The organism is Castellaniella sp. GW247-6E4 (assembly GCF_040276065.1).
Lineage (GTDB): Bacteria > Pseudomonadota > Gammaproteobacteria > Burkholderiales > Burkholderiaceae_B > Castellaniella.
The window spans coordinates 175,647-198,256 of sequence record NZ_JBELOI010000006.1 but is presented as its reverse complement, the minus strand read 5'-3'; the positions used below and the strand labels follow the sequence as shown (position 1 = coordinate 198,256).

Here is a 22,610-nt window from a genome sequence, read left to right as displayed (position 1 = left end):
CTCGGGCTATCCCACGGCCTGGGCCTCAGCAGCCATCCCCTCGGTCGGGGAGCCGACTCCACCCGCGAAAACAATGTCGTCCGCGCGCACCGGCACGCGCGCCAGCTCGAGCCCGGTCGCGTCCCGCACCGCCGCCACGACGGCCGCGACGCTGGAGATGGTGGGCGGCTCGCCCACGCCCCGGACGCCGTAGGGGGCGTCCTGGTCCGGGTGCTCGATGATGCGCACCTGCATCGACGGCGCATCCACGATGGTGGGAATGAGGTAGTCCGTGAACGATGGGTTCTTCAGTTTCCCCTCATGCACCAGGAGCTCTTCCATGACTGCCAGCCCCATCCCCTGCAGCGCGCCGCCCTGGATCTGCCCCTTGACCGTCGTGGGATTGATCGCCCGGCCGACATCCTGCACGGCGTCCAGCGCCACCACCTTGATGATGCCCAGATCGGTGTCCACGTCGACCACCGCGCGGTGCGCGCAAAACGCGAATTGCAGGGTGACGGCGCCCTGCCCGTTGTCGGGGTTCAGGGGCTCGGTCGGCCGGTGGTGATGCCTGGCTGTTTCCGCGATCGGCGTATCGAGTAGTTCCGTCATTGGCAGGTCGGTGGTGGTGGAGGTGATCCGGCCGCGGTCGAACACGAGGTCCGAGCCGTCGGATTCCAGGCGGTCGGCCGCGCGTTGCAACAAGCATCGGCGGATCCGCTCGCACGCCATTTTAACGGCTCCGCCGCTCATGTAGGTCTGGCGCGAGGCGGACGTGGCGCCCGGGTCCCCCAACGAGGTGTCGCTCTTTTCGAAACGCACCTCGATGTCGCCGAGTTCCTCCCGGACGATCTGCCCGAGGATCGTGAGAATGCCCTGCCCGACTTCGGCCGCCGCGGTCCCCACGGTCGCGACGGGCCGCCCGTCCAGCCGTTCGAGCCGCAGGCCCGCGGTCGAATGATCGTCCGCGCCCTCGCCGAACGCGACATTCTTGAATCCGATCGCATAGCCGATGCCGCGTCGCACGCCCTCGCCGCGCGAGGTGCTGGCGAGCCCGCCGGGCATATTGCGCTGATCGCCGTCCAGGGACGGCGGCAGAGGCAGGTCGCGCACCAGCGCCAGCATCTCGGCCACCGGCGCCGGCGCCTCGACCCGCTGGCCGGTCGTCGGCATGGCGTCGCCCTGGGACAGCGCGTTTTTCTGCCGGAACTCGATCGGATGCATCCCGAGGGCCTTGGCCAGCTTGTCCATCTGCGCCTCGTAGGCAACGGCGACCTGTACCGCGCCAAAGCCCCGCATGGCCCCGCAGATGGGGTTGTTGGTGAACACCGCAAGGCACTCATTGTGCGTCGCCCGCGTCACGTAGGGGCCGGCCCCATACACGGCGGCATTGAAAATGACCTCGGGCGAACACGAGGCGTACGGCCCCCCGTCAAAGACGATAGTCGCCTCGACGTACTGCAGGACGCCATCGCGGCTGGCGCCGTGCTCGTAGCGCATGCGCACCGGATGCCGGTGGACGTGGCCGTGGAAGGATTCCTCGCGGTTGTACATCATCTTGACCGGCCGCCCGGTGCGCAAGGCCAGCATGCACGCGTGCACGTGGACGGTCAGGTCCTCGCGGCCGCCGAACGCGCCGCCGATTCCGGACAGTTCGACGCGCACCTGCTCCATCGGCAGATCCAGCGCGCGCGCGATCTGCATCCGGTCCAGATGGATCCACTGCGAGGCGACCCGCAGCTCGACCCCGCCGCCCGACAGCGGACGCGCCAGGCCGGCCTCGGGCCCGAGAAAGGCCTGATCCTGCATGCCGACCTCGTATTCGCCGGCCACCACCACGTCGGACGCGGCGCGCGCGGCCGCCATGTCGCCGCGCCGCACGGGAATGTGGCGGACGATGTTCCCCTCGGGATGAATCCTGGGGGCTGCGGCGTCGAACGCCGCCACCCAGGAATCGACGAGCGGCGCCAAGACCTCGTATTCGACGCGGATGGCCTCGAGCGCCCGCCGGGCGATCTCGGGATGCGTGGCGGCCACGATGGCGACCGGCTCGCCCTCGCAGCGCACGATGTCCTCGGCGAGGACGGGCTGGTCCGGCCGCTCGATGCCATGCCGGTTCAAGCCGGGCACGTCCGCCGCCGTCAGCACCGCATGCACCCCCGGCAGCGCCCGCGCGGCGTCGACGTCGAGCGCCACGATCCGGGCGTGGGGATGCGGGCTGCGCAGCGTCGCCCCCCACAGCATATCCGGCTCGCACAGGTCCGAGGCGTACTCGTAGCCGCCGGCGACCTTGGGCGCGGCATCGGGGCGCACCGGCGAATCGCCGATCCGCCCGCGGCTGACCGGCAGGGCGTCAAAGCCCCCCCGCCGTCCCGCCGCAAGTTCGACCGCGTCGATGATCTGCTCGTAGCCGGTGCAGCGGCACAGATTGCCGGCCAGGGCCTCGCGGATGTCCAGGCGGCTGGGCGTCGGATTGCGCGACAGCAGCTCGTGCGCGGCGACCACGATGCCGGGCGTGCAGAACCCGCACTGCACCCCGCCGCTCTCGGTCAGGGCCTCTTGGACGGCGGCCAATCCGCCGTCGTCGGCGATGCCCTCGACCGTCGTGATGTCCAGGCCCTCGGCCTGGCCGGCCGCCATCAGGCAGGCGCACACGGGGTCGCCGTCGATCAAGACGGTGCAGGAGCCGCATTCGCCCTGCTCGCACGCGTTTTTGGAACCGTAGAGCCCGAACCGTTCCCGCAGGACGTACAGCAGCGATTCGCCTTCCCAGACGTCCTCCGCGCAATGGACTTTGCCGTTGACGGTACAAGTCAGACGCATGTCGATCTCCTTTCCAATGCCCGCCACGCCCACGTCAGATTGCGCCGCGCCAGGGCCTCGAGCGAGCGCCGCCGGTAGCGCGCCGATCCGCGCATATCGTCGATGGGCGAACAGGCCCTGCTCACCAGGCCGCTGAACGCCTCCACCAGCGCGTCGTCCAGCGCCCCCGGGGGCCCGCCGTCCGTCGGCCAGGGGAGCGCCGCGCCCAGGGCCTCCATGCCCTCCACGAGCAGGACCTTGGGCGCCGCCGACCCGATGGCGCAGCGGATGGCCCGCTGCGCGGGCCGCAGATCCAGGGCGAGGCTGGAAATCGAAATCACCATGGCGTTGCGCGTGCCGACCTTGGAAAAAAGCTGCGGGCCGGCCTGGCGGCGCACGTGGACGGCCTCGATCAGTTCGTCGGGCCGCAAGGCGTTGCGCTTGGGGCCGATGAGGAATTCCTCGAGCGGCAGGCGCCGCGAGCCTCCGACCGAGGCGAGCTCCACCACCGCGCCGGCGGCGATCAGCGGCGGCAGGGTGTCCCCGGCGGGGGATGAGGTGGCGATATTGCCGCCGACCGTCGCGCGATTGCGGATCTGCGGCGAGCCCACCGTGCCCGCCGCCATGGCGAGGCTGGGCAGGGCATCGGCATAGTCCCCGTGCAGGCGCTTGCAGCTCACCCCGGCGCCGATGCGCAGGACGCCGTCCGGCCGCTCGACGATGGTTCGCAGCTCGGGCACGCCCGACAGGTCCAGCAGGGCGGGCGGGCGGCGCCGGTCGAAATTGATCATCACCATCAGGTCCGTCCCGCCGGCGATCGGGACGCAATCCGGAAACTCGGACTTGATGTTCAAGGCCTCTGGCAGGCTGGCCGGACGAAAGAATTTCATGCGTCGATCCAAATATCCAAGGTTCAGCGGTCGCGCCAGAATTCCCGCTGCAAGGCGCCCACCTCGGGAATCACCTCGGGGACCGGGCCGATCAGCTCGACCGCCTTCTGGCAGTGGTCGAACACATAGCGCGAGGACACGCTCATCGTCGGGTTCTCGGCGTGGTTCCCGGTGGCCTCGAGCAACTCGGCCTCGGTCAAGCCGAAGACGACACGCCCGATGTTGGCCCAATAGGCCGTGCCCGCGCACATGCAGCACGGCTCGACCGAGGTGTACAAGGTGCAGTGCCACAGGTATTCCGGCCGGAAATTGCGCGCCGCGATGCGCGCGAGCTCCGCCTCGGCGTGATTGACGGTGTCGATATTGCATTGCTCGATCAGCACGGTCTCGTGGTCCGGCGCCACCAGGATGGCGCCGAAGGGGTGATTCCCCAGGCCGATCGCGCGCTTGGCGACCTCGTTGCTGCGCAGCAGATGACGCACGACCTGCTCGCGCGTGGGCGAGGTCCTTTCGGACGGGAGTTGGGCAATGTCATGATTCATGGCGATCTTCCGGTTTGGACGCGGGACGCGCCCTACGACGTGGGTTCAAACAGGCGCCCGAGGGACGCCGGGGTGTGCAATCGGATCCGGACGGGGTTGCTGGATATCGCCACCAGCACCACGACCGTGGCGACGTACGGCAGCATGGACAGCAGGTGCGAGGACACCGCCACCCCGCGGCTCTGGGCAAAGAGCTGCGCGACCGTGATGCCGCCGAACAAATACGCGCCCAGCATGACCCGCCCGGGCCGCCAGGTGCCGAACACGACGAGCGCCAGGGCGATCCACCCGCGCCCGGCCGTCATGCCCTCGACCCACATGGGCGTGTACATCGTCGCCAGGAACGCGCCGCCCAGGCCGGCCATGGCGCCGCCGAACAGGATCGCGAGATAGCGGATGCCGATCACGGAATAGCCCAGCGCATGGGCCGAGGACGGCGACTCGCCGACCGCGCGCAGGGTCAGGCCGGCGCGGCTGCGGTACAGAAACCACCAGACGGCGGCGAACACGCCCCAGGACACATAGACCAGCGGCTGGTGCGCGAACAGCACCCGGCCCACGACCGGCAGGTCCGAGAGCAGCGGGATCTCGAGTTCGGGCTGGATCGGCAGCACGATGTTCAGGTAGGACTGGCCGACATAGGCGCTCAGGCCCACGCCGAATATCGTCAGCGCCAGCCCGCAGGCGATCTGGTTGGCCATCAGCGTCAGGGTCAGGAACGCGAACAACAGCGACATCACCATGCCGGCCAGGATGCCGGCGTTGACGCCCAGCCACAGGTTGCCGGTGGTGGAGGCGACGGCGAAGGCGGCGATCGCCCCCACCAGCATCATGCCTTCCACGCCGAGGTTCAGGACCCCGGATTTTTCGGCCACGAGCTCGCCCAGGGCGGCGAACAGGACCGCGGTGCCCGCCGGAATCGTGGCGATCAGGATCGGAAGCAGCAGTTCCATCAGGCGGTCGCTCCTTGGACGATACGGCGCGCGGGCAAGCCCGTGAAGCGCAGCCGATAAGTGATGAAGACTTCGGTGCCCAGCAGGATGAACAGCAGCATGCCCTGGAACAGGCCGGTGATGGCCGCGGGCAGGTTCAGGCTCATTTGCGCGGCCTCGCCGCCGAGGTACAGCAGGGCCATCAGCAGGCTGGCGAGCACGATTCCCACCGGATGCAGGCGCCCGACAAAGGCGACGATGATGGCGGCAAAGCCATAGCCCGGCGAGATGACCGGCAGCAACTGGCCGACCGGGCCGGCCACCTCGCCGATGCCGGCCACGCCCGAGGCCACCCCACCGATCAGCATGCTGACCCAGACGATGCGCTTGGACTTGATGCCCGAGTAACGGGCGGCGGGATCCGACAGGCCGGCAACCCGCATCTGATAGCCAAGGAAGCAGCGGCGCATGAAGAACCAGCCCGCGGCGACGGCGGCCAGCGCGACAAAGAGGCTGGCGTTCAGCCGCGTCCCCTCGATCAGGATGGGATACAGCGCCGCGGACTCGAACACGCGGGATTGCGGCAGGTTGAAGGCGGCCGGATCGCGCCAGGGGCCATAGACCAGATAGCCCAGGAACAGCAGCGCGATGTAATTCAGCATCAAGGTGGTGAGGATCTCGTTGGCGTTGAAGCGCGTGCGCAGAAACGCCGGGATCGCGGCCCACAGCGCGCCGCCCAGCGCCCCGGCCAGCACCATCGCCGGCAGCAGGAGCAGGCTCTCGCTGTCATGGAAATAAATGGCCAGGCCGCCGCCCGCGATGGCCCCCATGACGAGCTGGCCCTCGCCGCCGATGTTCCAGACGTTGGCGCGAAAGCCGATCGTCAGGCCGATGGCGATCAGCATCAGCGGCGAGGCCTTGATCAGCAATTCCCCGATGCCGAACAGGCTGCTGACCGGGATCACGAACAAGGCGTGGAACGCCTCCAGCGGATCGCGCCCCAGAAAGATGAACAGGCCCGTGCCGATCACCGCGGTCAGCAGCAGCGTGATGAGCGGCGAGCCATAGCGCATCACCCTCGACGGCTGGGCCCTGCGTTCCAATTTAAGCCACATGGCGCACCTCGCCCTCTGCGTCCCGCTCGGCGTCCCCGCCGGCACCGGGCCATAATCCGCTCATCCAGAGCCCCACTTCCTCGGTGTCCGTATCCCGCCGCCGCTTGGCCGGCGACAGCCGCCCGGCGGCGATCACCGCGATGCGGTCGCTGATCTCGAACAATTCGTCCAGGTCGTCGGAGACGACCAGAATGCCCACCCCCCGATCCCGCAGCGCGATCAGCGCGCGGCGGATAAAGGCGCTGGCCTGTACGTCGACTCCCCAGGTGGGCTGGGCGACCACCAGGACCTTGGGACTTTGCAGGATCTCGCGGCCGACGATGAATTTCTGCAGATTGCCGCCCGACAGGCTGTCGGCCAGCGCCTGCGGGCCGATGCACTTGACGCCGAACTCGTCGATGCAGCGCCGCGTGAATGCGCCCACCACCGGCTCGTCGATGAGGCCGTGGGCCACCATGCCCTGGCCAAACGCCGTCAGCAGCGTGTTTTCCAGCAGCGACATGCCGGGCACCGCGCCGCGCCCCAGGCGTTCCTCCGGCACGAAGCCCAGGCCCAGCCCGCGCCGGACCGCGGCGTCGAGATGCCCCGCGGCCACGCCCAGCAAGCGGATCGAGTCGGCCGCGCGCGCCTGGGCCTCGCCCGAGAGCAGGCCCAGCAATTCCTGCTGCCCGCTGCCCGAGACCCCGGCGATCCCGAGGATTTCGCCGCCATGGACCGTCAGGGACACCTCCTCGAGGTCGGTGCCGAAGATATCGTCGGCCGCCTTGGACAGGTTCTCGACCACCAGCACCGGGCCGCCCACCACGCTGGATTCCGAAGCCTCGCAGGTCTGGACCTCGGCGCCCACCATCAGCCGCGCCATCGTCGCCGTGGTTTCCTGCCGGGGATCGCAGGTGCCGATCACCCGGCCGCCGCGCAGGACGGTCACCGAATCGCACAGCGCCTTGATCTCGTGCAGTTTGTGGCTGATGTAGAGGATGCTGCAGCCGCCCTCGGACAACTGGCGCAGCGTGTCGAACAGCTTGTCGACCGCCTGCGGGGTCAGCACCGAGGTCGGCTCGTCCATGATCAGCAGCCGGGGGTTTTGCAGCAGGCAGCGGATGATCTCGACCCGCTGGCGCTCGCCCACCGACAGGGTGTGGATGGCGCGCCGGGGATCCGTCGCCAGCCCGTAGCGGTGCGAGACGGCCTCGATCCGCGCCGCCAAGTCCTTGAGGTCCGGCTTGCCGGGCAGCGCCAGGGCGGCGTTCTCGGTCACGGTGAGCGTCTCGAACAACGAGAAGTGCTGGAACACCATGCCGATGCCCAGTTCGCGGGCATGGGCGGGGCTGTGGACCGTCACCGGCTTGCCCTCCCAGCGGATCTCGCCGGCATCGGGCCGCACCACGCCGTAGATGCTCTTCATGAGCGTGCTCTTGCCGGCGCCGTTCTCGCCGAGCACGGCGTGGATTTCCCCGGGCTGGACCGTCAGGTCCACCCGGTCGTTGGCCACGATGCCTGGATACGCCTTGGTCAGGCCGCGGATTTCAAGCCGCGGTCCGGACACCGGGGGTACGAGATTTGCTGTCATGCGGACCGTCCCTCACTGGAAAGCGGGGTTGCTCAAGACGGCAGGCGGCCCTGGATGCCGGCGGCCAGCCAATCGATCTTGTGTTTCTGTTCGTCGGTGAGCGTCGTGCCCGCGGGGACGCGTTCCTTGCCGTCCTGATCGACGATGGGACCGGTGAAGGGCTGCAGCGAGCCGTCCGCAAAGCCGGCCTCGAGCTTGAGCACCTGCTCCTTGACATCCGCCGGGATGTCATCGTGCAGCGCAATCATCCGGACCGCGTCATCCTTGACGCCCAGCCAGTCGTTGTGCGAGGCCCAGGTCTTGTCCAGGACCGCCTGGGTGTTGCGGATATAGAACCCGGACCAGTCGAGCAAGGCACAGCTCAGTTGGGACTTGCCGTACTTGGACATGTCGCTCTGGAAGGTCGCCGCGTAGACGCCCTTTTCCTGGGCGACCTGGACCGCCACGGGCGAGGACAGCTCAGAGATCAGGATGTCGGCGCCGTCGGACAGCAGCGCATTGGCGGCCTCGCGTTCGCGGCCCGGGTCGTACCAGGTGTTCAGCCAGGTGACCTTGGCCACCGCCTTGGGATTGACGCTGCGCATGGCGATCATCATGGCGTTGATGTCCTGGATGACTTCCGGGACGGGCATCGAGGCGATGAAGCCGATGACGCCGGTCTTGCTCATCTTGGCGGCCAGGTAGCCGTTCATGTAGAAGCCCTGGTAGGTGCGCGCCGCGTACACCCCCATGTTCTTGCCGGTCATGAAGCCCTGGCAATTCATGAAGACGGTCTTGGGGAACTGTTTGGCCACCTTGGACATGGGCGTCATGTAGCCAAAGGTCACGCCGTAGATCAGGTCGGCGCCGCCCTGCGCCAAGGTGCGCATGACGCGCTCGGAGTCGGCGCCGGCGGCCACCTGCACATAGCGGGTCTTGATCTTGCCGCCCAGGGCTTTTTCCAGGGCGAGGCGGCCGTTTTCATGCTGCCGCACCCAACCCACGTCGCCGATCGGGTTGTCGTACAGAAAGACGACATCCAGCGGCTTGGCGGCTTGCGCGTACACGCGCGGGGCGGCGGCCATGGCCGCCAGCGAAAGAAGGACGGTCCTGCGACTTGTCGTCATCGTTGTCTCCGGGTTGATTCGCAAAGCGCTGCGAATTCTTTTTTGTGCGGGGATATCGGGCCTGCGCCGAGGGTTGAGCCCTCGTCACCGGCCGCCCTCGGGGCGCGGCGCGGTTCAAGGATCTTATGGTTTGTGCACAATTTATGTCAACATAACAGGGCTATGGAAAACCCCTGCTTAATATTGACTATTCGACGGAGACCATAATGGTCGTGGGGCCACGGGATTGCCCTCGCGGCCGTTGGAGCCTGTACGCGCCGGCGGGCGCCGCGCCGGTGCAGCCGGGAATGCCCGCCCCCCCTATTGCGCCCCGTTCACGATGTCCAGGCACTGGTGGCGGCGCCAGGCGGCCTCCTCGACCCGCTGTTCGGCGTCGAACACCACCTTGTACTGGCACACCATGTAGTTCTGCGAACGCGGCAGCCGGAATGTGAAGTTGTAGTTCCAGGCGCCGTCCGCCGGGCCGCTCTCCAGCGGCCGGCCGATCAGGCGCACCACCTCGGCCGCCGGCAGGCCCGGGACGATCTGCCGGAAGCGCTGCGGCTGCGACATGACCCCGTCGCGCTGGAACGGCTCGTCATAGTCGGGCAGTTCCATCTGCACGTCCGGATACATCGGAAAGCGGACACCCGGTCATAGACCTGCATGGAAAAGATGATGCTCGCCAGCGCCATCAGGTTCGACACCAGCGACGCCAACAGGACGTGGGCATAGGGACGCAGGTCGGCGAACACGATATGGCGCAGCCAGTGGCGCTCGACCGGCTTGATGTAGTGATCGACGCGCGGATCCAGGCCGCAGCCGATGGTCTCGAACGGAACTGTCGCACCGCCACGACAAGCGTATTGCCCGCGCCCACGAAAAACGCGCCATGAACGGCGCGTTTCCGATCGCCCCCGTGCGGGGGCGCGTTGCGGTCAGAGCCCCGCCGGCAGGCGGCGTGGCTCCGTGCGATTACTTGTTCTTGCCGACCTGGTCGCCGATCACGCCGCCGATGGCGGCCCCCCCGACCGTGCCCAGGACGCCACCGCCCGTGACGACGGCACCCGCCACCCCGCCGATACCGGCGCCGGTCACGGCGGATTTCTGGCGATGGCTCATGTTGTCCCACGAAGAGCATCCGGCCATGGCGATGACCATGAGGCCGGCCGCCCCATACTTCCCGAGTGTCTTGATGTTCATGTCGCGTTCTCCTTCAAGGCCCGTGGCGAGCTCGATTCAACAACGATGCTTCTTTTATAAACCAGATGCCCGCCAGGGTCTGTGAGCCGACGCTACAGTTGTATCCGTCGTCAGGATGACTTGACGAGGGCCAGGACGTCGCGAAAACGTGGGTGGGCCGGCGTCCGCAGCCATTCGAACAAGGCCATTTCAGAGGTGAGGATTTCCAGGCCGTGGTGCCGCCAGCGCTCGCAGGCGGCCAGGCGATCGGACTCGCGGCGCGAGCCGATGCCATCGGCCAGCAAGGCGGGGCGCAAACCGGCCGCGGCCAGGCCCAGGCCAGTTTGTAACACGCAGATGTGTGCTTCGGTGCCCATGAGCAACACGCGGTCACGGTGGCGGGGCAACTCGTCGGTGAAGCCGGGCTCGCGGCAGGCGTCGAAATGGGTTTTGGCGACGATGTGGTCGATATGCGGCGCCAGGTCGGCGTGGGTGGGGCCGATCTTGTCGGGCCAGTGTTCGGTGGCCCAGACCGGCACCTCGAGCAGGCGCGCCGCCTGGGCGATGCGGGCGGCCCGACCGCGCAATGCCTCGGCGTCGTGGATGGCGGGCAGGAGCTTGTTCTGCATGTCGATCACCAGCAGCATGCAATGGTGGGCTTCCAGCGTGGCGTGGGTGTTCATGGCGTATCCTGTTCAGCGCCCGTCGCGGGCGGTCGTCCGCGACGGGCCGCCGCGATCAACGCAGCGCCTTGAAGCGCAGGCGCCGGGGCTTGGCGGCCTCTTCGCCCAGGCGACGTTTCTTGTCGGCCTCGTATTCCTGGTAATTGCCATCGAAGAACACCACCTTGGAATCGCCCTCGAACGCCAGGATGTGGGTGGCGATGCGGTCGAGGAACCAGCGGTCGTGGCTGATGACCATGACGCAGCCCGCGAACTCGAGCAAGGCATCCTCGAGCGCGCGCAGGGTCTCGACGTCGAGGTCGTTGGACGGCTCGTCGAGCAGCAGGACGTTGCCGCCGGCGATCAGGGTCTTGGCGAGGTGCAGGCGCCCGCGCTCGCCGCCGGAGAGCTTGCCGACGAGCTTGTTCTGGTCCGCGCCCTTGAAGTTGAAGCGGCCGAGGTAGGCGCGCGAGGCCATCTCGAAGCGACCCACGGTCAGCAAGTCGGCGCCGTCCGAGATCGTGTCGAATACCGTGCGCTCGTCGGGCAGGGACTCGCGCGACTGGTCGACATAGGCGAGCCGGACGGTCTGGCCGATTTCGACCGAGCCCGAATCCGGTTGCTCGCGCCCGGCGATCATGCGAAACAGGGTCGATTTGCCGGCGCCGTTGGGGCCGATGATCCCGACGATGGCGCCGGGCGGCACCTTGAAACTCAGGTCGTCGATCAGCAGGCGCTCGCCATAGGCCTTGGAGACGTTGCGGAATTCGATGGCCTCGTTGCCCAGGCGCTCGGCCACGGGAATGAAAATTTCCTGGGTCTCGTTGCGCTTCTGGTATTCATGCGAGGACAGCTCATCAAAGCGCGCAAGGCGGGCCTTGGCCTTGGCCTGGCGTCCCTTGGGATTCTGGCGCACCCATTCGAGCTCCTTCTTGATCGTGCGCTGGCGGGCGGACTCGGCGGCCTCTTCGTGCTTGAGACGATCATCCTTCTGTTCCAACCAGGAGCTGTAGTTGCCTTTCCAGGGAATGCCGTGACCGCGGTCGAGCTCGAGAATCCATTCGGCGGCATTGTCGAGGAAGTAGCGGTCGTGGGTGACGGCCACCACGGTGCCGGGGAATTGGCGCAGGAACACCTCGAGCCATTCGACGCTCTCGGCGTCGAGGTGGTTGGTGGGCTCGTCCAGCAACAGCATGTCGGGCTTGGAGAGCAGCAGGCGGCACAAGGCGACGCGGCGCTTTTCGCCACCGGACAAGCGGCCGACATTGGCGTCCCAGGGCGGCAGGCGCAAGGCGTCGGCGGCGATCTCCATCTGGGTCTCGATGTCGTCGCTGCCGCTGGAGGCGGCCGCGGCGATCACGGCCTCGAGCTCGGCCTGCTCGGCGGCCAGGGCGTCGAAGTCCGCATCGGGCTCGGCATAGGCGGCATAGACCTCATCCAGGCGCTGGCGCGCGGAAAAGACCTCGCCCAGGCCGGCTTCGACCGCCTGGCGCACCGTGTGCTCGGCATCGAGCTGGGGCTCTTGGGGCAAATAGCCGATCCGCAGGCCGGGCATGGGGATGGCCTCGCCCTCGATATCCTTGTCGACGCCGGCCATGATCTTGAGCAGCGTGGACTTGCCCGAGCCGTTGAGGCCCAGCACGCCGATCTTGGCGCCGGGAAAGAAGGATAGCGAGATGTCGCGCAGGATCTGGCGCTTGGGCGGCACGATCTTGCCGACCCGGTTCATGGAATAGACGTACTGAGCCATAGGGAAATCGTGAGGGTTACCTTGCAAAAAGCGGACCGAACCGTTCGGTCGCGGGAAAGCCCGATTGTAGGCCGAGCGGCCCGCCGACGGGCCAAAGGGCACGCTACGCCGCCCGAGGCCTTAAAATCCAGGGTTCCCCTCCCGGCCCGGGCACGCCCGGGCCCTTGCACGAGACCCCTCCGATGACGCCACCCTTGACATTCACCGACGCCGAAGCCACGCTGCTGGGCCGCACCGCCGACGCCCTCAGCGCCTATATGGGCAAGCCGGTCATTGCCGAAATCATTGCCGAGGCCGACGAGGGATTCGAATGGGCGCTGTTCGCGGTGCCGCTCGCGCCCGGCGAGGACGCCGCCGAGCGGCGCGTGGTCCAGGCCGGCGGCCCGGGCGCGCGGTTCGTGGGCGGCCTGGGCGGCCTGAGGCTCGAGGACGACCAACCCCTGGAATGCGAGTTCCTGTGGGCGGTCCAATTGTGCGCCCTGGAGGGCGTGCGCTTCATCAAGGTGGACGGCGAGGGCGAGGAAGTCGCCTGGACGGACTCGCTGCCCGACCTCCTGCCCTTCGACCTGCGCGAGGCGCCGCCCGAAGAGGACGGCGACGATGAGGACGGCGACGATGAGGACGAGGACGAGGAGGACGAGGAGGACGACGAGGACGACGGCGCGGGCGGCCCGGCGCTCAACAGGCGGCCGCGCGCGCCGCGCTGAGGCGGTCGCGCAGATAGAGGCCGGCGCCCACCGGCCACATCAGGCAGACCAGCAACCTGGAGGCTGGGTGCGTCAGGCGCCGGCCCTGGGGCCGGGCCTGGCCGCGGTCGCGCATGTGCAGGGCAAAGCGCGTGTAGCGCGCCGCGGCGAGGAAAAAAGAGCCCGGCTGGTAGCGGAACCAGGCCAGACAGAACTCGACCGTATCGTGGGCCAGCAGCCACAGGCCGAGCGCGTGGCGCGCGCTCTCGGCGCCACGGCCCTGGCGCGACAGGCTGTCGTCGCTGTCGTGATAGACGCGGAACACCTGGTTGACGAAGCGCGTGAGGTACCCCGCGCGGGCGATGGCGCGCCAAACGAGGCTTTCGGGCACGAAGCCCGGAATATCCTCGGGAAACGGGAACTGGCGCAGCACGTCGGTGCGCAGGCAGCCGAATTTCTCGCCGCGCACGTGGTAGCGGAACGTCATGTCGAGCGAGGTCGCATCCAGGATGTCCTCGGGGTACATGTCGCCCACGATGCGACCATCCGGCCGGGCGCACAGGCCGGTGATCGCCACGTAGCGGCCGCGCTGCGCCGGGGGGACGTCCTCCCATGACCGGGCCATGCCGTAGAGCGCGTTCGGGTCCAGGGCGTCGTCACTGTCCAATGCCACCAGCCATTCCCCGCGCGCATGGCGCACCCCATTGTTGAAGGCGGTCTTTTTGTGCTGGTTGGGCTGCCACACATAGTGGATGGGGAAGCTGGCCTCCTGTTGCCAGCCCTGGACGAGCGCACGCGTATCGTCCGTCGAACCGTCGTCCACCACCACCCACTCGAAATCCTGGAAGGACTGCTCGCGCAAGGACTGATACACGCGATCCAGCGTGTGCGCGCGATTGAATGTGGGTGTGACAACGGAAAACAGATGGCGCCAGCCAACCATACCGGACAAATCCTCTCTGAAACTGGACCCATGATAGCCATAAAGAAAAACCACGGGCTTGCGACCCGTGGTTTTCCCTGATGCTGATTTGTATGAAAACGAAACGCTCAGGCGCGTTTGACCTTTTCCAGCATCTTGAAGACGCCCTTGGGCGAGCGCGCGAAAAGGCGCTTGAAGGCCTTGCCAAGGCAACGGCGCTCGAGGGTGTTGCGGCGCGTGCGTTTGATTTCTGCCATGAGGATCTCCTGGATTTGTATTCGGGCGTGGAAAGCAAAACACACCATTTTAACAAAAAAGCTACCCGTGACGCGCCGGGCCCTCGACGCAAGGCCCGGCGGCGGCGTTACTGCCGGATCGCCTCGATCTGGACGACCAGGCGCACGGCGTCCGGAATGCCGGGCAGGCCGAAGCCCATGCCCCATTGGCTGCGCTGGATTTCGGCCTGGAAGTCCCCGCCGCAGACCTCGCGGCCGATGCGCGCGTTCTGGTAGCAATTGAAGCGCTCGGCGCGCAGCTCGACCTCATGGGCGGCGCCCAGCAGGGTCAGCCGCCCCCGGACGGCGGCGAGGCGCTCGCCGTCGAAGACGAAGGCGGTGGACTGGAAGCGCGCCTCGGGAAACTGGGCAATGTGCAAGAAATCGGCGCCGCGCAGGTGCTCGTCGAAGGGATCGGAGCCGCTATCGACCGAGGCGGTGTCGATGCGGATGTCGGCCTGGCCGCTGCGGGCGGCCGGATCGAAGGATACCCGGCCCTCGATGGCGTCGAACCGGCCACGGGTGGTGGAGGTGCCGTTGTGCAGCACCTCGAAGGTGACGAAGGTGTGGTGCGGCTCGACCTCGTAGTCGGCGGCCAGGGCGGGCGAGAGGCCGGCGAAGCCGGCAAGGCTCAGCAGGGTCACGGCGAGGGTGCGGATCATGGCGGGCTCCAGGCAAGGAAAAGACGGGCGCGGTCCGGTCGGACGGCGTCATGTCTCTAGGATAAGGCTGTGGCGGGCCGCGCGCGCGCCACCGCGTGGACGGATGCTGACCTCGATCAAAGGAGCGGCCCGGCCGCCGGGCACGGGGTCGTCGACATGGCCTCGCGCGCGCCACGGACTGCGCGCCCGGGGTGCCCGGAACGGATTATGATGGCGCGATGAACGCTCCCATCCGCATCGTCGGCGCACGCCAGAACAACCTCAAGAATCTCAATGTCACCATCAACACGGGGGAACTGCTGGTCATCACCGGCGTATCCGGATCGGGCAAGAGTTCGCTCGCCTTCGACACCCTCTATGCCGAGGGCCAGCGCCGCTATGTAGAGACCTTTTCGCCCTACGCGCGGCAGTTCCTCGACCGCATGGATAAACCACAGGTCGACCGCATCGAGGGGATTTTGCCCGCGATCGCCATCGACCAGGTGAACCCGGTGCGCAATTCGCGCAGCACCGTGGGCACCATGACCGAGCTCAACGACCACCTGAAACTGCTCTACGCGCGCGTGGGCCATCTGCACTGCGCGGGCTGCGCACGACCGGTCGAGCGCGACACGCCCGCGAGCATCGCCCGTCGGCTCGCCGCGCGCTGCGCGGCCCGCGACCCGCGCCTGATCGTGACGTTCCCGGTCGCGGTGCCGGCGAATTTCAGCGACGACGAGGTGCGCGGCTTTCTCGAGCAGCAGGGCTACACCCGCATTCACCGCGCCGAGGACCCCGCGCCTCCGCCTCCGCCGCCGCCCGGCCGCAAGGCCACTGGCAAGGCCGCAAAGACGATCCCGGCCAAGCGCATCCTGCATGTGATCCAGGACCGTTTCCGCCTGGGCAACGCCGAATCCTCGCGCGTGGACGAAGCCCTCGAGACCGCGCTGGCGCAGGGCAACGGGCGGGTGACGGTGCACGCCCAGTTCGACGAGGCCGAGGAGGACTGGCGCTTCAGTGCGGGCCTGCATTGCGCCCACTGCGACATCGAGTACAGCACGCCGCTGCCCAGCACCTTTTCCTTCAACTCGCCCCTGGGCGCCTGCGAACACTGCCGGGGCTTCGGGCGGGTGATGGGCATCGACTACGGCCTGGTGGTGCCGGACCCGTCACGCAGCCTGCGCGACGGCGCGATCAAGCCCTGGCAGACCGCCAGCTACAAGGAATGCCAAGAGGAAATGGAGCGGTACGCGCCGCGCGCCGGCGTGCGCCTGGACGTGCCCTGGCGCGCGCTCGAGCCCGCCGAGCGCGACTGGGTGATCGGCGGCGCGCCCGACTGGAAGGGAGGCCGCTCGGCCTGGAAGCACCAGTGGTACGGCGCCCAGCGCTTTTTCGACTGGCTCGAGTCGCGCGCCTACAAGATGCACGTGCGCGTGCTGCTGTCCAAGTATCGCAGCTACACCCCCTGCCCCCATTGCGGCGGCTCGCGCCTCAAGCCCGACGCGACGCTCTGGCGGCTGGGGCGCGATACCTCGCCGCAACCCGGCTACCCGCGCTTCATGCCGGTGCACGCCCGCTGGACGCCGGCGCAGCTCGACGCCCTGCCCGGCCTGGGCCTGCACGACCTGATGCGCCTGCCCATCGAGCGCGTGCGTGAATGCTTCGAACGCATCGAATTCGGCCAGGCGGTCGACGAGGCCCTGGGCCAACTGCTCGACGAGGTTCGCACGCGCCTGCGCTTCCTCTGCGATGTGGGGCTGGGCTATCTGTCGCTGGACCGGCAGAGCCGCACCTTGTCGGGCGGCGAGGTCCAGCGCATCAACCTGACGACGGCGCTGGGCACCTCGCTGGTGAACACCTTGTTCGTGCTGGACGAGCCCTCGATCGGCCTGCATCCGCGCGACATCCACCGCATCGTGCAGGTGATGCACCGCCTGCGCACGCACGGCAACACGCTGGTGGTGGTCGAGCACGATCCGCAGGTCATGGTCGCCGCCGACCGCGTCCTGGACATCGGCCCCGGGCCAGGCGAGCGCGGCGGGCGCATCATGTTCGACGGCACGCCCGAGGCCCTGGCGCGTTCGGACACGCTGACGGGCCGCTACCTGAGCGGCGAGGCGCGGATCGAGGCGCCGCGCCCCATGCCGGTGGCCGACGCCACGCCACGCCTGATCCTGCAAGGCGTCCGGGCGAACAACCTGCAAAACCTCTCGGTCTCCATCCCCCTCGGCCGCCTGGTGTGCCTGACGGGCGTATCGGGCTCGGGCAAATCGACGCTGGTCCAGGATGTGCTGTACCCGGCGATGCTCAAGCAGTTGGGCCGGCCGACCGAGGCGCCGGGCGCGCACGACGCCCTGCTGGGCGCCGAACGGCTTGCCGATATCGTGCTGGTGGATCAGGCGCCGATCGGCAAGACCGCGCGCTCGAACCCGGCGAGCTATGTCGGCGCCTTCGACGCGATCCGCAAGCTGTTCGCCGCCGCGCCCATGGCGCGCGAGCGCGGCTACACGGCGGGTACCTTCAGCTTCAACACCGGCGACGGCCGTTGTCCGGGCTGCGGCGGCACGGGCTTCGAGCATGTCGAGATGCAATTCCTGTCGGACGTGTACCTGCGCTGCCCGGACTGCGACGGTCGGCGCTTCCGGCCGCAGATCCTCGAGGTCCGCATCGAGCACATGGGCCGCGACGCCTCGATCGACGAGGTCCTGGACATGACGGTCAGCGAGGCGCTGGATTTCTTCAAGGGCCTGCGCGACGTGCAATGGGCGCTGGCGCCGCTGGCCGACGTGGGCCTCGAGTACCTGCGCCTGGGCCAGCCCGTGCCCACGCTGTCGGGCGGCGAGGCCCAGCGCCTGAAGCTCGCCGGCCACCTGGCCCAGGCCGCAAAGACCCACACCTCCCGGCAGCGCCTGGCCACCCGGGGCAGCCTGTTCCTGTTCGACGAGCCGACCACGGGCCTGCATTTCGACGACATCGCGCGCCTGATGCGCGCCTTCCGCAAGCTGCTGGCCGCGGGCCACTCGCTGCTGATCATCGAGCACAATCTGGATGTGATCCGCGCCGCCGACTGGCTGATCGACCTCGGCCCCGAAGGCGGCGACCAGGGCGGCCGGCTGGTTGCCGAGGGCACCCCGGAAGCGCTGATGGCGCGCGGCGACACGCATACCGGCCGCGCCCTGGCGGACTATGTCCGCGACCTGGAATCGCGCCGCGGCCTGTTGTCCGAGCCGCCCACGGCCTACGCCGCCGCCGTGCGCGCCGAGCCCGCGCGCGACATCCACATCGTCAACGCCCGCGAGCACAACCTCAAGGGCATCGACGTGCACATCCCGCGCGACGCCTTCACCGTGATCACCGGCGTCTCGGGTTCGGGCAAATCGACCCTGGCCTTCGACATCCTGTTCAACGAGGGACAACGCCGCTACCTGGAGTCCCTGAACGCCTATGCGCGCGCCATCGTCCAGCCCGCGGGCAAGCCGGACGTGGATGCGATCTACGGTATCCCGCCCACGGTGGCGATCGAGCAGCGCACCAGCCGGGGCGGGCGCAAGTCCACCGTGGCGACGATGACCGAGATCCATCATTTCCTGCGCCTGCTATACGTCAAGCTGGGCACCCAGATGTGCCCGGATTGCCACGTCGCGGTCGAGCCCCAGACCCCGGAACAAATCGTCGCGCAAATTCTGCGCGACCACGCGGACCAGCACATCGGCCTGCTGGCGCCCCTGGTCGTGGCGCGCAAGGGCTACTACACCGACCTCGCGAAATGGGCGGCGTCGCACGGCCACACGCACCTGAGGGTGGATGGCGAGTTCATTCCGGTGGCCCCCTGGCCGCGCCTCGACCGCTATCGGGAGCACACGATCGAGCTGCCGGTGCGCGATCTGGTCGTGGACGTGCGCGACGAGGGGGCGCTGCGCGAGGCGGTGCGCGAGGCCCTGGCCCTCGGCCGCGGGCGCTTCAGCCTGCTGACCGGCCTGACCGCCGGAAACGGCGACCTGGGCGCGCGCCGCGCCTCGGGCCTCGCGGCCCAGCCCAAAACCCTGACCTTTTCGATCAAGCGCGCCTGCCCGAGCTGCGGCACCAGCTTCCCGGAGCCCGATCCCCGGCTGTTTTCCTACAACTCGCGCCACGGCTGGTGCACGCATTGTTTCGGCACCGGCCTGCAGCTCAAGGGTTTCACCGAGGATCAGAGCGGCGAGGAGACCGCCTGGAACGAATGGGCGGGCGACGAACTGGCGCCCTGCCCGCATTGCAAGGGCCAGCGCCTCAACCGCGTGGCGCTGGCCTTTCGCTGGCGCGACCGCTCGATCGCCGAGCTGGCCTCGATGGCGGTCAGCGACGCCCAGCGCTTTTTCCTCGGCATCAGCGGGCGGGGCCGCGAGGCCGAGATCGCGCGCGACGTGCTCGCCGAGATTCGCAGCCGCCTGAATTTCATGGAATCCGTCGGCCTGGGCTACCTGGCGCTGGACCGGGCCTCGCCCACGCTCTCGGGCGGCGAGGCGCAACGCATCCGCCTGGCCGCGCAACTGGGCTCGAACCTGCAAGGCGTGTGCTATGTGCTGGACGAGCCCACGATCGGCCTGCACCCGCGCGACAACCGCATTCTGCTCGACGCCCTGGCGCGCCTGGAGGACAACGGCAACACCCTGGTGGTGGTCGAGCACGACGAGGACACGATCCGCCGGGCGGGCCACGTCATCGATATCGGCCCGGGCGCGGGCGTGCGCGGCGGCATGGTGGTGGCGCAGGGCAGCGTCGAGGACATCATGGGCAACCCCGCCTCGCTCACGGGCCGCTACTTGCGCGAGCCGCTGCGCCACCCGATGGCCGGGCGCCGCGCGATCGAGGCACATACGCCGATGATCGAAATCATCGACGCGAGCCTGCACAATCTGCGGCAGGTGCACGCGCGCATCCCCGTGGGGCGGCTCAGTGTCGTGACCGGCGTCTCGGGCTCGGGCAAATCGACCCTGGCGCGCGATGTGCTGCTGGACAATCTGGCGCGCGCGGTGTCCGCCCGCAAGGCGCCCGCGTGGCGCGGCTGCGCCTCGATCGCGGGATGGCAGGCGATCGACCGGGTGCTCGAGGTGGACCAGACGCCGATCGGCAAGACGCCGCGCTCCTGCCCGGCGACCTACGTGGGCTTCTGGGACGATGTGCGCAAGCTGTTTGCCGCCACGCGCGAGGCGCGCATGCGGGGCTGGACCAGCTCGCGCTTCTCGTTCAACACGGGCGAGGGCCGCTGCCCGGAATGCGAGGGCCAGGGCATGCGCACCATCGAGATGAGCTTCCTGCCCGACGTCAAGGTGCCCTGCGACGCCTGCCACGGCGCGCGCTTCAACCAAGAGACCCTGGGCGTGCGCTGGCGCGAGCGCAGCGCGGGCGATCTGCTGCGCATGGAGGTGGACGAGGCGGTCGGCCATTTCGCCGCGCACCGCAAGATTTCACGCGCCCTGCGACTGATGCAGGACGTGGGCCTGGGCTATCTGACGCTGGGCCAGCCCTCGCCCACGCTGTCGGGCGGCGAGGCGCAGCGCATCAAGCTGGTCACCGAACTGACCAAGGCGCACCTGGACGAGGGGCTGACGCGCACCGGCCGCGCCTCGCGCGCGCCGCACACCCTGTATGTGCTGGACGAGCCCACGGTGGGCCTGTCGACCGCCGACGTGGAAAAGCTGATCCACGTGCTGCACCGGCTGGTGGACGCGGGCAATACCGTGGTGGTGATCGAGCACAATCTGGACATCATCGCCGAGGCGGACTGGATTCTGGACCTGGGTCCGGAAGGCGGCGAGGACGGCGGCCGGCTGGTCGCCGACGGCAGCCCCGAACACCTTGCGACCGCCGCCACCCACACCGGCCGCGTCCTGGCCGAGTTCCTGGCCCGGCAAGCGGGCATGGCGCGCCGCCCCGCCCTCCCGGAGGGCGCGGGATGACGGCCGCGCGGGTGCCCGCGCCCGGCGCACCGCCCGAGCTGATCGAGACCATGCGCCTGGAGGATGGCACGATCGCCCTGTGGCCGGGGCACCGCGCGCGCCTCGCGCGTTCGGCCGCGGCCCTGGGATACCCCCTGGACCTGCCCGCGCTGGACGCCCGGATCGCACACGCCCGCGCGGCCGCTCCGACCGGCGTCTTCCGTCTGCGCCTGCTGGTGGGCCCCGACGGCGCGAGCCGCATCGCCTCTGATCCGCTGCCCGACACCCCGCAGCCCGTGCGCCTGCGGCTGGCACCCGCGCCCCTGGACGCGGACGCCTTCTGGCTGGCGCACAAGACCACGCACCGGCCCTGGTTCGCGGCGGACGAGGCGTGGCTGGCGACGCATCCGGGGGTGTTCGACGTGATTTACGGCAACGCGCGCAGTGAGCTGTGCGAAGGCAGCCGCAGCAATGTGTACATCCGTGACGAGGACGGCGCCTGGCTGACGCCGCCGCTGGCCAGCGGACTGCTGCCGGGGGTGCGGCGCCAGGCCCTGCTGGATGCCGGTCTGGCGCGCGAGGCCCGGTTGTCGGTGGCCGACCTGCGCGCGGCCTCGGCGCTGCGGGTCTCGAACGCCCTGCGCGGCTGGCTGGACGCCCGCCTGGACACGGTGGACGGCCCCCCCGGGGATCGGGGTCCGGACGGCGTCGGCGAGGCCTAAAGCCCGGCCAGGGCCAGGCCCTGGCGCAGTGCCCGGTCGGCGGCGGCCATGCCCATGGCGGCCGTGACCGCGACGGCCGAGCCGTAACCCGCGCAGGACAGGCCCTGCGGCGCCTCGGCCGGGGCGGGCGCGCCGTCGGCGCCGCGCCAGGCCGACGGCAGCACGGCCGGCTGGTCGAACCACAGGCACGAAACCCCCATGCGGGCCGGCCGGCGGCTGGGCTTGCCGCCCGCCGCGCCGCCCTTGGGATAGCCGTGGCGCTGGCGCAGCACCTGGCGCACGCGCCCCAGCAAGGCATCGTGCACGGCCTGGGACAGGTCGCCGGCGCGCAGGGCCAGCGGGTCGGTCTTGCCGCCGGCCCCGCCGCACACGATCAGCGGCCAGTGCGCGGCCCGGGCCGCGAGGACCATCGCCACCTTGGCCGGCACCTGATCGGTGCAATCCACGAGGATGCCCGGCCCCGGCCGGACCGCCAGGATGCCGGCCACGTTGTCGGCGTCCACGAAATCATCGATCAGGCGCACGGCACAGGCGGGATTGATGTCGCCCACGCGTTCGGCCATGGCCTCGACCTTGGAGCGGCCCAGGGTGCTGCCCAGGGCATGGGCCTGGCGATTGATATTGGACTCGGCGATGTGGTCCAGGTCGACCAGGGTCAGGGCACCGGCGCCGGAGCGCGCCAGGGCCTCGACGCACCACGTCCCGACCCCGCCGATGCCGGCGACCACGACGTGCAGGCCCGCCAGCGCCTCGAGGGCGCCCGCGCCGTACAGCCGGTCGATCCCGCCAAAGCGCCGCCCGGCGTCGACGGGTCCGGCCGCGTCGGCCGGCGAGGGGCGCGCGTCCGGCCAAGGCGCGGAAATCGGGGGCGCGGCATCGTCCGCCGCCGCTGGGGAAGGGTCTGGGATCATGGGGGAGTGTCCGATATCGCGGCCAT

At 69.0% G+C, this 22,610-nt stretch carries 18 protein-coding genes; 3 read left to right on the top strand and 15 right to left on the bottom strand.

Annotated features, from left to right (window positions below; translation table 11 throughout):
• Nucleotides 1–6: 6 nt before the first annotated feature.
• The 11 genes from pucD to ettA form a co-directional block, all read right to left on the bottom strand.
• Nucleotides 7–2,802, bottom strand: a complete 2,796-nt coding sequence (gene pucD, locus ABS761_RS09525) for a xanthine dehydrogenase subunit D (RefSeq protein WP_350408076.1) — start codon at nucleotides 2,800–2,802, stop codon at nucleotides 7–9.
• Entirely contained in the window at nucleotides 2,793–3,671 is an 879-nt protein-coding gene (locus ABS761_RS09520) for an FAD binding domain-containing protein (protein WP_350408075.1), read from the bottom strand. Before ABS761_RS09520 ends, pucD begins: the two co-directional genes overlap by 10 nt.
• Nucleotides 3,672–3,694: 23 nt before the next feature.
• Nucleotides 3,695–4,213 carry a nucleoside deaminase gene (locus ABS761_RS09515; RefSeq protein WP_350408074.1) on the bottom strand — a complete coding sequence of 173 codons (519 nt, stop codon included), beginning with the start codon at nucleotides 4,211–4,213 and terminating at the stop codon, nucleotides 3,695–3,697.
• 32 nt (nucleotides 4,214–4,245) lie between these two features.
• A complete protein-coding gene (locus ABS761_RS09510) occupies nucleotides 4,246–5,166 on the bottom strand; it encodes an ABC transporter permease (RefSeq protein WP_350408073.1) in 921 nt (306 codons plus the stop codon).
• Complete coding sequence (locus tag ABS761_RS09505) at nucleotides 5,166–6,260, bottom strand: ABC transporter permease (RefSeq protein ID WP_350408072.1); 1,095 nt, start codon at nucleotides 6,258–6,260, stop codon at nucleotides 5,166–5,168. Before ABS761_RS09505 ends, ABS761_RS09510 begins: the two co-directional genes overlap by 1 nt.
• Nucleotides 6,250–7,830, bottom strand: coding sequence for an ABC transporter ATP-binding protein (locus ABS761_RS09500; protein ID WP_350408071.1), 1,581 nt, complete (start codon nucleotides 7,828–7,830; stop codon nucleotides 6,250–6,252). Before ABS761_RS09500 ends, ABS761_RS09505 begins: the two co-directional genes overlap by 11 nt.
• Nucleotides 7,831–7,862: 32 nt before the next feature.
• The gene (locus ABS761_RS09495) at nucleotides 7,863–8,936 is read right to left on the bottom strand and encodes a BMP family ABC transporter substrate-binding protein (RefSeq protein WP_350408070.1); all 1,074 of its coding nucleotides are present in this window, start codon (nucleotides 8,934–8,936) and stop codon (nucleotides 7,863–7,865) included.
• Nucleotides 8,937–9,236: 300 nt separating this feature from the next.
• Entirely contained in the window at nucleotides 9,237–9,533 is a 297-nt protein-coding gene (gene bamE / locus ABS761_RS09490; RefSeq protein ID WP_350408068.1) for an outer membrane protein assembly factor BamE domain-containing protein, read from the bottom strand.
• A gap of 357 nt (nucleotides 9,534–9,890) precedes the next feature.
• The gene (locus tag ABS761_RS09485) at nucleotides 9,891–10,118 is read right to left on the bottom strand and encodes a YMGG-like glycine zipper-containing protein (RefSeq protein WP_269497361.1); all 228 of its coding nucleotides are present in this window, start codon (nucleotides 10,116–10,118) and stop codon (nucleotides 9,891–9,893) included.
• A gap of 110 nt (nucleotides 10,119–10,228) precedes the next feature.
• Nucleotides 10,229–10,780 (bottom strand): isochorismatase family protein, encoded by a 552-nt coding sequence (locus ABS761_RS09480; protein WP_350408067.1) that lies wholly within the window; start codon nucleotides 10,778–10,780, stop codon nucleotides 10,229–10,231.
• A 55-nt stretch (nucleotides 10,781–10,835) separates the two neighbouring features.
• Nucleotides 10,836–12,509, bottom strand: a complete 1,674-nt coding sequence (ettA, locus tag ABS761_RS09475; protein WP_350408066.1) for an energy-dependent translational throttle protein EttA — start codon at nucleotides 12,507–12,509, stop codon at nucleotides 10,836–10,838.
• 182 nt (nucleotides 12,510–12,691) lie between these two features.
• Here ettA and ABS761_RS09470 point away from each other — a divergent pair, with 182 nt between their 5' ends.
• On the top strand, nucleotides 12,692–13,216 hold the full coding sequence (locus ABS761_RS09470; RefSeq protein ID WP_350408065.1) for a hypothetical protein: 525 nt from the start codon (nucleotides 12,692–12,694) through the stop codon (nucleotides 13,214–13,216).
• On the opposite strand, the gene ABS761_RS09465 is transcribed toward ABS761_RS09470, so the two are convergent.
• The 3 genes from ABS761_RS09465 to ABS761_RS09455 all read right to left on the bottom strand — a co-directional run bounded on the left by ABS761_RS09465 (nucleotide 13,188) and on the right by ABS761_RS09455 (nucleotide 15,054).
• Complete coding sequence (locus ABS761_RS09465) at nucleotides 13,188–14,138, bottom strand: glycosyltransferase family 2 protein (RefSeq protein ID WP_350408063.1); 951 nt, start codon at nucleotides 14,136–14,138, stop codon at nucleotides 13,188–13,190. The genes ABS761_RS09470 and ABS761_RS09465 overlap by 29 nt on opposite strands.
• Nucleotides 14,139–14,245: 107 nt before the next feature.
• Nucleotides 14,246–14,374 carry a hypothetical protein gene (locus ABS761_RS09460; protein ID WP_350408061.1) on the bottom strand — a complete coding sequence of 43 codons (129 nt, stop codon included), beginning with the start codon at nucleotides 14,372–14,374 and terminating at the stop codon, nucleotides 14,246–14,248.
• Nucleotides 14,375–14,481: 107 nt separating this feature from the next.
• A complete protein-coding gene (locus ABS761_RS09455) occupies nucleotides 14,482–15,054 on the bottom strand; it encodes a YceI family protein (protein ID WP_350408059.1) in 573 nt (190 codons plus the stop codon).
• Between the two features lie 218 nt (nucleotides 15,055–15,272).
• Here ABS761_RS09455 and uvrA point away from each other — a divergent pair, with 218 nt between their 5' ends.
• Together uvrA and ABS761_RS09445 are read left to right on the top strand one after the other, a co-directional pair.
• Nucleotides 15,273–20,972 carry an excinuclease ABC subunit UvrA gene (gene uvrA, locus ABS761_RS09450; RefSeq protein WP_350408057.1) on the top strand — a complete coding sequence of 1,900 codons (5,700 nt, stop codon included), beginning with the start codon at nucleotides 15,273–15,275 and terminating at the stop codon, nucleotides 20,970–20,972.
• Nucleotides 20,969–21,673 (top strand): aminotransferase class IV, encoded by a 705-nt coding sequence (locus ABS761_RS09445; protein ID WP_350408055.1) that lies wholly within the window; start codon nucleotides 20,969–20,971, stop codon nucleotides 21,671–21,673. Before uvrA ends, ABS761_RS09445 begins: the two co-directional genes overlap by 4 nt.
• Here ABS761_RS09445 and ABS761_RS09440 read toward each other — a convergent pair.
• A complete protein-coding gene (locus ABS761_RS09440; protein WP_350408053.1) occupies nucleotides 21,670–22,584 on the bottom strand; it encodes a tRNA threonylcarbamoyladenosine dehydratase in 915 nt (304 codons plus the stop codon). The two genes, ABS761_RS09445 and ABS761_RS09440, sit on opposite strands and share 4 nt — an antisense overlap.
• Between the last annotated feature and the right edge of the window lie 26 nt (nucleotides 22,585–22,610).

Bases quoted from the DNA above. Each gene is read 5' to 3' on its own strand.
- pucD (WP_350408076.1), bottom strand. From the start codon at position 2,802: ATGCGTCTGACTTGTACCGTCAACGGCAAAGTCCATTGCGCGGAGGAC.
- ABS761_RS09520 (WP_350408075.1), bottom strand. From the start codon at position 3,671: ATGAAATTCTTTCGTCCGGCCAGCCTGCCAGAGGCCTTGAACATCAAG.
- ABS761_RS09515 (WP_350408074.1), bottom strand. From the start codon at position 4,213: ATGAATCATGACATTGCCCAACTCCCGTCCGAAAGGACCTCGCCCACG.
- ABS761_RS09510 (WP_350408073.1), bottom strand. From the start codon at position 5,166: ATGGAACTGCTGCTTCCGATCCTGATCGCCACGATTCCGGCGGGCACC.
- ABS761_RS09505 (WP_350408072.1), bottom strand. From the start codon at position 6,260: ATGTGGCTTAAATTGGAACGCAGGGCCCAGCCGTCGAGGGTGATGCGC.
- ABS761_RS09500 (WP_350408071.1), bottom strand. From the start codon at position 7,830: ATGACAGCAAATCTCGTACCCCCGGTGTCCGGACCGCGGCTTGAAATC.
- ABS761_RS09495 (WP_350408070.1), bottom strand. From the start codon at position 8,936: ATGACGACAAGTCGCAGGACCGTCCTTCTTTCGCTGGCGGCCATGGCC.
- bamE (WP_350408068.1), bottom strand. From the start codon at position 9,533: ATGGAACTGCCCGACTATGACGAGCCGTTCCAGCGCGACGGGGTCATG.
- ABS761_RS09485 (WP_269497361.1), bottom strand. From the start codon at position 10,118: ATGAACATCAAGACACTCGGGAAGTATGGGGCGGCCGGCCTCATGGTC.
- ABS761_RS09480 (WP_350408067.1), bottom strand. From the start codon at position 10,780: ATGAACACCCACGCCACGCTGGAAGCCCACCATTGCATGCTGCTGGTG.
- ettA (WP_350408066.1), bottom strand. From the start codon at position 12,509: ATGGCTCAGTACGTCTATTCCATGAACCGGGTCGGCAAGATCGTGCCG.
- ABS761_RS09470 (WP_350408065.1), top strand. From the start codon at position 12,692: ATGACGCCACCCTTGACATTCACCGACGCCGAAGCCACGCTGCTGGGC.
- ABS761_RS09465 (WP_350408063.1), bottom strand. From the start codon at position 14,138: ATGGTTGGCTGGCGCCATCTGTTTTCCGTTGTCACACCCACATTCAAT.
- ABS761_RS09460 (WP_350408061.1), bottom strand. From the start codon at position 14,374: ATGGCAGAAATCAAACGCACGCGCCGCAACACCCTCGAGCGCCGTTGC.
- ABS761_RS09455 (WP_350408059.1), bottom strand. From the start codon at position 15,054: ATGATCCGCACCCTCGCCGTGACCCTGCTGAGCCTTGCCGGCTTCGCC.
- uvrA (WP_350408057.1), top strand. From the start codon at position 15,273: ATGAACGCTCCCATCCGCATCGTCGGCGCACGCCAGAACAACCTCAAG.
- ABS761_RS09445 (WP_350408055.1), top strand. From the start codon at position 20,969: ATGACGGCCGCGCGGGTGCCCGCGCCCGGCGCACCGCCCGAGCTGATC.
- ABS761_RS09440 (WP_350408053.1), bottom strand. From the start codon at position 22,584: ATGATCCCAGACCCTTCCCCAGCGGCGGCGGACGATGCCGCGCCCCCG.